We start from the raw sequence: 6627 nt of genomic DNA, 5'->3' as shown, positions 1-6627 counted from the left end.
AATTTTAGGAGGGCACGCGGAGTTTACAAGTGCAAATGAGCATGCCCGACAACGAAGTTCAGTCAACTATAACGAAAATTACGCGTAAACTGGTAGACGCTTACAGATTTCGAGCACTTTAGCTTTCGTTGCTTTGATAACTTCTTCATTGCCGATGTTATCTAGAACGTCACACATCCAGTTTGCTAGCTCAGTTGCGTCTGCTTCAGTGAAGCCACGGCGAGTGATCGCTGGAGAACCAACACGGATACCTGAAGTAACAAACGGGCTGCGTGGGTCATTTGGTACTGAGTTTTTGTTGACCGTGATGTTCGCTGCACCTAGCGCGGCATCTGCATCTTTACCTGTGATGTCTTTGTCGATTAGATCAACAAGGAACAGGTGGTTCTCTGTACCGTTAGAAACGATCTTGTAACCGCGCTCTTGGAACTGAGCAACCATAGCTTTAGCATTCTTAACCACGCGCGCTTGGTACTCTTTGAACTCTGGCTCCATGGCTTCTTTGAACGCTACTGCTTTACCCGCGATTACGTGCATTAGAGGGCCACCCTGACCACCAGGGAATACCGCTGAGTTCAGTTTCTTGTACATGTCTTCGCCAGCGTTAGACAGGATTAGACCACCACGTGGACCTGCTAGCGTTTTGTGCGTCGTTGTTGTAACAACGTGCGCGTGTGGAACTGGCGTCGGGTAAACACCGGCTGCGATAAGGCCAGCAACGTGCGCCATATCAACGAATAACCAAGCACCCGCTTTGTCTGCGATTTCACGCATGCGAGCCCAGTCTACGATTTGTGAGTAAGCTGAGAAGCCACCGATGATCATCTTAGGCTTGTGCTCTAGAGCAAGTTGCTCCATTTCGTCGTAGTTGATTTGACCCGCTTCGTCGATACCGTAAGGAATCACGTTGTAGTGCTTACCAGAGAAGTTAACTGGTGAACCATGAGTTAAGTGACCACCGTGCGCTAAGCTCATACCTAGAACTGTGTCACCTGGGTTCAGTAGCGCCATGTAGACCGCGCTGTTTGCTTGAGAACCTGAGTGTGGTTGTACGTTTGCGTATTCACAGCCGAAAAGCTGACAAGCACGATCAATAGCAAGAGCTTCTGCTTTATCTACGTACTCACAACCACCGTAGTAACGCTTGCCTGGGTAGCCTTCAGCGTATTTATTTGTTAGCTGAGAGCCTTGAGCTTCCATTACACGTGGGCTTGTGTAGTTTTCAGAAGCGATAAGTTCAATGTGTTCTTCCTGGCGAAGTGTTTCTTCTTGGATGGCTGCGAACAGTTCCGCATCGTAATCTGCGATGTTCATATCACGCTTTAGCATCTGTATCTCCTGACTCAGATTAAGACTTCAAGTTGTAAAAAAACTGACTTTTGACCCTATTAATCTACGTAAAATCACTCACGCAAACGTTTGCATCAAGCTAATGACGCGCATTTTACATAATTTGATCTAGGTCATAAAGAAAAAATTCACTTTTTCTCATGCAGTTTTTTCATAATGCTTTACAAGTAATGTCATGTTTAACATTTTTCCAATTTATGATTTGGAAAAGTGTCAATTTTGTCCTTTACACACCGTAAAACAACAATTACATAGGTTTACCCTAAATTTCGTTCTCAAGCTACCGAAATCCTTATTTTTTACATAGTATGCACGCCATTATTCAGCGCTAAGATTTCAAATTGATGGAAAAACACTCAAGAAGAGAAGACTGGGTCGCAATTTTGACCGGGACCTTTCTCGTTGCCCAAGGCGTATTCTTTTTACAATCAGCCTCACTACTGACAGGTGGCACTGCTGGACTGGCTCTTCTAGCAAGCCAATTCCTTTCGCTCTCTTTCGGTATGCTTTACTTTGTTGTCAACTGTCCATTTTACCTATTGGCATGGAAACGCTTTGGCGCTCGATTCGCGTTCAATAGTGCCATTTCCGGCGCTTTGGTTTCCATATTCGCCGATCACCTCTATTTAGTGATCAGCTTAGATACCATTAACCAAGTCTACTGCGCAGTGGCTGGTGGTTTATTAATGGGCTTAGGAATGCTGATCCTATTCCGCCACCGTTCTAGCCTTGGCGGCTTCAATGTGCTGTGTCTGTTTATTCAGGATAAGTTTGGCATTTCGGTTGGCAAATCTCAGCTTGCGATTGATTTTTGCATTTTGGTGGCATCGTTCTTCTTCGTATCGCCACAGACCATCGCTCTTTCGATTATCGGCGCCGTAGCGTTGAATCTTGTCTTAACGATGAACCATAAACCCACGCGTTATAGTGTGAATTACGGATAGCGAAACAAATTGCTAGATAACGAGAAAGAGGGTAGACGTGAGAACGCCTACCCTCTTTCAGTTTTACTTAGTAAGTACGTCATCCTCAAGAGTGAGGGACGAACGAGTTGGGGATCTCGTCAAACGGATGGGAAGCCATGTTAGAGATTCCTTACTCGCTCCTTCGTCACTCTAAGGAATGACGATTTTCTTACAGGACGAAGTCCGCTCCTACTCCTACTCCAACTCACCATGCGACGTTCGCGCTTTAACATCTTGGCTCAGCTCTTTATTCAGCTCTGCTCCTACATGGCCTGGAGATCTTGTACCTGCCGAAATCAAACGATACATCGCAGGAATAACAAACAGGGTTACTAGCGTCGCAAACGCCATTCCGAAAAAGATCACCGTACCCACCGCCACTCGACTTTCATAGCCTGCACCAGAAGAGAGTATCAGCGGAATCGCACCAGCTAATGTAGTAAAGGCGGTCATCATGATCGGACGTAAACGACGAGCCGAAGCATCGACAATCGCTTTCTCAAACTCAATACCACGATCTCGCAGCTGGTTGGCGAACTCGACAATCAAGATACCGTTCTTGGTTACCATACCAATCAACATGATCATACCAATCTGGCTGTAGATGTTTAAGCCCTGACCCATGACAACCAAACCAAGGAAACCACCAAATACGCCCATAGGTACAGTGAGCATGACAACCAATGGGTTGATAAAGCTTTCAAACTGAGCGGCTAGTACAAGGTAAGCCACCAACATAGCCAAACCAAACACGACTAAGATACTCGACTGATTCTCTTTATAATCTTTAGATTCGCCAGAATAGCTGACTGAGATGTCTCCCGGCAGCAACTCTATCGCTTGCTGGTCGAGGAAATCGAGCGCATCACCTAAGGTGTGACCGTCAGATAGGTTCGCTGTAATTGTCACCGCTTTCTGTTTGTTATAGTGGGATAAGCGAATCGACGATGCCACCTCTTCAATCTTAGTGACTGCATCTAAGGTAACTAGCTCACCTGTTGAAGTACGCATATAGATTTGGCTCAGATCTGCGGCGTTATTGAAGCTGTTCTCATCACCTCGTAGGTATACGTCATACTCTTCACCACGCTCGACATAGGTTGTCTCGCTCTTACCGCCCAGCATGATCTCTAACGTTTCTGAGATTTCTTGCACACTAATACCGAGCTCTGCTGCACGCTGTTTGTCGACCGATACAACTAACTCAGGTGTTCTTTCTGAATAGTTGATATCGGCCCCCTCCATATAAGGAGAGTCTTCAGCAATCTGCTCAAGCTTCTCAGCCCAAACTTTCAGTTCAGCGTAGTCAGAGCCACCCAGTACAAACTGTACGGGCTCACTTGACCCACCACGAAAGCCTGGCATAAATGGGAAGACTCTCACATCGGCAATACCCGCTAATGCTTTGCGTACTTCACCCAACGCTTGCTGAGCAGTCACTTCGCGCTCATTCCAATCATCCAAAATCATTATCACGAAACCTGTTTGGTCCCCTGCATTACCACCAAAGGCTGGTGATTGAATACTGAATGATTTTAAGAAGCCTTGACCAAGCAATGGCATCAGACGGTCTTCAATGATGTCCATGTTCGCTGCCATGCGGTTATAACTTGTGGCATCCGCACCGCGAGCAAAGGCAAAGATGACGCCGCGATCTTCTGAAGGAGCAAGTTGCGCGGGAACTTGCTGCATCAAACCCCAACTGCCACCAATACACGCCATAATGACTAGGGGTGCCGCCCACTTCCATTTCAGCGCCCCTTTTAACGCCTTCCTATAGCCAGATTCCAGGTAACCAAACAGATTATCGATCAGCAGATTGAATCGATTCGGTTTAACGTTAGCCTTTAATAAGTGGCTACCCAATACTGGGGTTAGGGTTAGAGCGATCAAAGAGGAGAAGATCACTGATATTGCGAGCAGCACAGAAAATTCGGTAAACAGCAAGCCAACCATGCCATCCATAAAGGAGATAGGCAGGAACACCATCACCAATACTAAGGTGGTCGCTACCACGGCAAAGCCAACTTCACGCGCACCTTTATAAGCGGCGAGCAATGGTTTTTCGCCCCGTTCGATATGGTGGAAGATATTTTCAACCACCACAATGGCGTCATCAACGACCAAGCCGATAGATAAAATCAATGCCATCAAGGTAATCAGGTTGATAGAGAAACCAAAGTAGTAAGCGGCGATGAAAGATGAAATCAGGGAAACCGGTACTGTCACTGCTGGAATAAGAGTAGCACGCGCTTGGCCGATAAAGATGTACAACACCAAGATAACCAGACCACCAGTAATGAATAGGGTGTTGTATACCTCAGTGATAGAACGTTCGATAAACACGGTTGAGTCATAATCGATCGCTAAACGCGTCCCTTCAGGTAGGAACTGCTGAATGCTATCAACCTCTTTATGTACCGCCTTGGCAACATCCAACGGGTTCGCATCAGATTGAGGTACGATGCCCATACTGACGTTAACCACACCATCACTTTTAAAGGTCGAATTTTCATTCTTCGCACCGATGAAGACATCCGCAACATCTTTTAGATAAATAGGCGAGTTGTCAGAGGCGCGTTTAACCACTAAGTATTCGAAATCTTGCGCTTGATTGTAGCTACGCGCAGTTCGCACCGACATGACAATTTGATCATTACGTACTTCACCGCCTGGGTTCTCGACGTTCTCGTTACGCAGTGCAGACGTAATGTCAGACGCGGTTACGCCACGCCCAGCCATCTGCTCAGGTTTAAGCTTAACGTACATAACTTTGTACAGACCGCCAGAAACATCCACCGAGCTAACACCAGAAATCAAGCTAAAACGATCGAGCAGTACACGCTCCACGTAGTCCGTTAGCTGAGTACGGTCCATTTCCGATGAGCTTAGATTGATGTACAACGACGCCTGACCAGAGCCATTGTTCTTGAACACTACAGGATCATCAGCTTCATCAGGCAGTGATCTTTGTGCTCTTGCAACCGCATCACGAACATCACTGACACCCGTATTCAGGTCGTAACCTAATTCAAAGGTGATTGTGATACGCGAGCTGCTGTTACGCGTTGTTGACGAGATTTCATCAATGCCACTAATACCAGAGAGTTGGTCTTCCAATACCGAGGTAATTTGGCTTTCGATAATGGTGGCCGAAGCGCCATCGTAGCGCGTATTGATCGATACTACAGGACTTTCGATATCGGGCATTTCACGCACTGCAAGCTTACTAAATGAGACGATACCAAAAACGCATAGCAGCAAGCTCAGCACGATAGCGGCAACCGGCCTCTTTACAGAAACATCAGACAGCAGCATTAGTTCGCACCTTCATCTTTGTTAGACTTACCTTTTGGCAACCCATCCCTACCTAACTCAGAAACCGCCACACCATCACGCATGTTTACGATACCTTGCACAACAATCTTGTCACCAATAGAGAGGCCCTGTTCAATCACCACCTGATTGTCAACTCGAGCACCAAGAGTCACTTCCGTTCTCGCCGCTTTGCCATCTTCTCCAACTAGGTAAACAAAACGTTTAGTCCCCGAATATTCGAGTGCTTGAACAGGAATGATCGGCGCTTCAATGGGTGGAAAGTCCATCTCAGCAGAAACCAACATTCCCGGTTTTAACTGTTGCTCAGGATTAGAGAAATGAACACGTACCCTTAGGTTCAACGTCTCTTGGTTAATACGAGAGTCGATTCCAACTACTTTGCCCGTGAAAGTTTGCCCCTGCCACGCCGCTGTGGTTGCGCTGACAGCCATTCCGTTAGACAGTTGAGAAAGGTAACGCTCAGGCACTTGCAGATCTAAGCGCATGATAGATAAGTCATCTAGCGTGAGTAATTCTGTGCCTGCACTGACCATCTTACCGCGACTAAAATCTATAAAGCCGACAGTACCTGTGAACGGCGCTGTAATATGTAAGTCTTTGAGATCAGCATTGGCAGCATCTAAACGTGCTTTGGCGATATCCACACTCGCTTCTTGCGCGTCTATTTCTGTTTGTGTAATCGCGTTGCGTTTAACTAGGCGTTCAAACTCTTTCAGTTTACGCTGTTCATCTTTTAAATAGGCTTTAGCCTCAGCAACAGAAGCCTTAGCTTTATCAGCATCTAATTGAATCAATAGCTGACCTTCGCGAACCACTTGATTGGCTTTAACCGCAATAGCATCCACTTTTCCTGCTACTTCTGGAGAGATAACAACCGACTGTTCAGCATCTAATTTACCCACAAGCACCAGAGATTGAGAGACTTGATGTGTTTGCACTTGTTCTGTAACCACAGTTACGGCTGAAGGACCTC

General features: G+C 46.4%; 4 protein-coding genes. 1 reads left to right on the top strand and 3 read right to left on the bottom strand.

What is annotated here, in order from left to right; translation table 11 throughout:
- Window positions 1-78 precede the first annotated feature (78 nt).
- On the bottom strand, window positions 79-1329 hold the full coding sequence (gene glyA, locus QTO00_RS11950) for a serine hydroxymethyltransferase (protein ID WP_331425019.1): 1251 nt from the start codon (window positions 1327-1329) through the stop codon (window positions 79-81).
- A 365-nt stretch (window positions 1330-1694) separates the two neighbouring features.
- Here glyA and QTO00_RS11945 point away from each other — a divergent pair, with 365 nt between their 5' ends.
- Window positions 1695-2294, top strand: coding sequence for a YitT family protein (locus QTO00_RS11945; protein ID WP_331425018.1), 600 nt, complete (start codon window positions 1695-1697; stop codon window positions 2292-2294).
- Between the two features lie 216 nt (window positions 2295-2510).
- On the opposite strand, the gene vexH is transcribed toward QTO00_RS11945, so the two are convergent.
- Both vexH and QTO00_RS11935 read right to left on the bottom strand, forming a co-directional pair.
- The gene (gene vexH / locus QTO00_RS11940) at window positions 2511-5633 is read right to left on the bottom strand and encodes a vibriobactin export RND transporter permease subunit VexH (RefSeq protein ID WP_331425017.1); all 3123 of its coding nucleotides are present in this window, start codon (window positions 5631-5633) and stop codon (window positions 2511-2513) included.
- Window positions 5633-6627: efflux RND transporter periplasmic adaptor subunit (locus tag QTO00_RS11935; protein ID WP_331425016.1), on the bottom strand; the 995-nt coding region annotated here is incomplete at its 5' end. The genes vexH and QTO00_RS11935, both read right to left, overlap by 1 nt.

The sequence above is a fragment of the Vibrio sp. M260118 genome (genome assembly GCF_036533755.1).
Lineage (GTDB): Bacteria > Pseudomonadota > Gammaproteobacteria > Enterobacterales > Vibrionaceae > Vibrio.
Note: the sequence above shows the minus strand (reverse complement) of the source record. Positions and strands in the feature narration are given on the sequence as shown.

Coding starts and splice junctions, on each gene's coding strand:
- glyA (WP_331425019.1), bottom strand. CDS start 1,329: ATGCTAAAGCGTGATATGAACATCGCAGATTACGATGCGGAACTGTTC.
- QTO00_RS11945 (WP_331425018.1), top strand. CDS start 1,695: ATGGAAAAACACTCAAGAAGAGAAGACTGGGTCGCAATTTTGACCGGG.
- vexH (WP_331425017.1), bottom strand. CDS start 5,633: ATGCTGCTGTCTGATGTTTCTGTAAAGAGGCCGGTTGCCGCTATCGTG.